General features: G+C 74.4%; 2 protein-coding genes and 1 pseudogene. 2 read left to right on the top strand and 1 reads right to left on the bottom strand.

Annotation, left to right across the window (positions count from 1 at the left end; genetic code table 11):
• Both RIF68_RS36600 and RIF68_RS34795 read left to right on the top strand, forming a co-directional pair.
• Window positions 1-175: pseudogene (locus tag RIF68_RS36600) on the top strand (oxidoreductase); the annotation flags it as partial.
• Between the two features lie 82 nt (window positions 176-257).
• A complete protein-coding gene (locus RIF68_RS34795) occupies window positions 258-1,772 on the top strand; it encodes an FAD-dependent monooxygenase (RefSeq protein WP_309055517.1) in 1,515 nt (504 codons plus the stop codon).
• A 214-nt stretch (window positions 1,773-1,986) separates the two neighbouring features.
• Here the strand turns inward: RIF68_RS34795 and RIF68_RS34790 are convergent.
• Window positions 1,987-2,295 (bottom strand): methyltransferase (locus RIF68_RS34790; protein WP_309055516.1); only part of this gene is annotated, 309 nt, incomplete at its 5' end.

The following is a 2,295-nucleotide window of genomic DNA, read 5'->3' as shown; positions in this document are numbered from 1 at the left end:
CGGCTGGGCCGACCGGGTCACGTCCATGCCGGCCCGCCCCGAGCGGCCCGAGGACCTGGAGCACGCCGACCGCCTCCTGATGCGCCCCGACGGCCACATCGCCTGGGCCGGCCGGGGTGACGGCGAGGAGGGCCTGCGCGAGGCCCTCGAGCGCTGGTTCGGCCCGCCCCGCTGACAACCCCCGTCCGTGCGGCCCGGACGCCGCCGGTGCCACCCCCCGCAGCGCCCGAACGATTCCCACTGCAGGAAGGACAACCATGGCAGGGACAGCGGCGGACACCGACGTCATAGTCGTCGGTGCCGGCCCCAGCGGACTGATGCTCGCCGGCGAACTGCGCCTGGGCGGAGCCCGAGTCGTCGTGATCGAGAAGCTGGCCGAGCCCACGGGCCAGTCACGTGGACTGGGCTTCACCGCCCGCGCCATGGAGACCTTCGACGCACGCGGACTGCTGCCTCGGTTCGGACAGGGCGAGACGCTGGAGACGAGCCCCATGGGGCACTTCGGCGGAACCCAGTTCGACTTCACCGTGCTGCAGGACGCCCACTTCGGAGCCCGGGGCATCCCGCAGGGCCAGACCGAGGCGGTGCTGGAGGCGTGGGCGAGCGAGACCGGTGCCGACATACGCCGTGGCTGGGAGTTCGTCTCCCTGGCCGACGGCTTCCTGGACGGCCCCGACGTCGAGATCACCGTCCGGGACGCCGAGGGCGTCGAACGGCGTCTGCGCGCCTCCTACCTGGTGGGCTGCGACGGCGGCGCGAGCCGGGTGCGCAAGGCCGCCGGTTTCGACTTCCCCGGCACCGACGCCACCCAGGGCATGTACCTGGCCGACATCACCGGTGTCGAGTTGCGCCCCCGCTTCCTGGGGGAGCGGCTGCGCAACGGCATGGTCATGTCCGCGCCGCTCACCGAGGACGTGTGGCGCATCATCGTCTGCCCCGACGGCCGCCCCGCCCACGACCGGGAACGGACGGTGACCTACGAGGAGGTCGCCGCCGCCTGGCAGGACATCACCGGTGAGGACATCAGCGCCGGCCGCGCCGACTGGGTCAGCTCCTTCACCAACGCCACCCGCCAGGCCTCCGAGTACCGGCGCGGTCGGGTCTTCCTGGCCGGCGACGCGGCCCACATCCATCTGCCGGCCGGCGGGCAGGGGCTGAGCACCGGCGTGCAGGACGCGGCCAATCTCGGCTGGAAGCTGGCCGCCGCCGTGCGCGGGGACGCCCCCGCCGGGCTGCTGGACACCTACCACGCCGAACGGCACCCGGCGGGCCGGCGCCTGCTGATGAACACCCGCGCACAGGGCATCGTCTACCTCGGCGGCGCCGAGTCCGAACCGCTGCGCGAGCTGTTCGGCGAGTTGGTCCGGTACGACGACGTCAAGCGGCACCTGGCGGGCATCGTCAGCCACCTGGACATCCGCTACGACCTCGGGGAGGACACCGGCGAGGAGCACGCCCTGCTGGGCCGCCGGATGCCGCCGCGGCTGCTGGTCGGCCCGGACGGTGAGACGCCCGTCGCGCGGCTGCTGCACGCCGGGCGCGGCGTGGTGCTGGACCTCGGCGACGACCCCGCGGTGCGGCGGGCGGTGGCCGGCCACCGGGACCGGGTGGACACGGTGACCGCGGTCGCCAAGCCCACCGACGCCGCCGACTCCCTGACCGGCATCAAGGCCCTGCTGATCCGGCCCGACGGCTATGTGGCCTGGGCCTCGGCGACGTCGGCGACCGGCCTCGCGCCGGCCCTGGAGCGCTGGTTCGGCCCGGCCCGCTGACCCCCCACGCCTTCGCCCCGGCGCACACCGTGCGCCGGGGCGAAGGCGTGCGCGGCCGGCCCCCGACACCGCGCGAACCTCCCCGGACACCGCGCGGACGCCCCTGGAAACCACGTACGGCCCCGGCCAGCACCACGGCCCGGGCATCACGAACGGCCCCGGTCCGCGAGGCTGCGGACCGGGGCCGTACGCCGGTGACGAAACGGTGTGCGGGTCAGACCGGGACGGCCTCGACGACGGAGACCGCGGAGGCCGTCTGGACCACCCGCTCCAGGCGGAAGCCCGCCCGGCCCAGCAGATCGGCGTACTGCGAGGCGGTGCGCTCCCTGCCGCCCACCAGCAGCATCAGCCACAGGTCGACCAGCTTGCCCGAGTGCGGCGCGTTGGCGTCCTCGGGCAGCACCATCTCGATCAGCAGCAGCTTGCCGCCCGGCGCGAGGGCCTCGCGCACGTTGCGCAGGATCTGCAGCGCCTGCTCCTCGGGCCAGTCGTGCACGATGTGCTTGAGGACGTACGCGTCACC

This window comes from Streptomyces sp. (genome assembly GCF_031178505.1).
GTDB lineage: Bacteria > Actinomycetota > Actinomycetes > Streptomycetales > Streptomycetaceae > Streptomyces > Streptomyces gulbargensis.
Note: the sequence above shows the minus strand (reverse complement) of the source record. Positions and strands in the feature narration are given on the sequence as shown.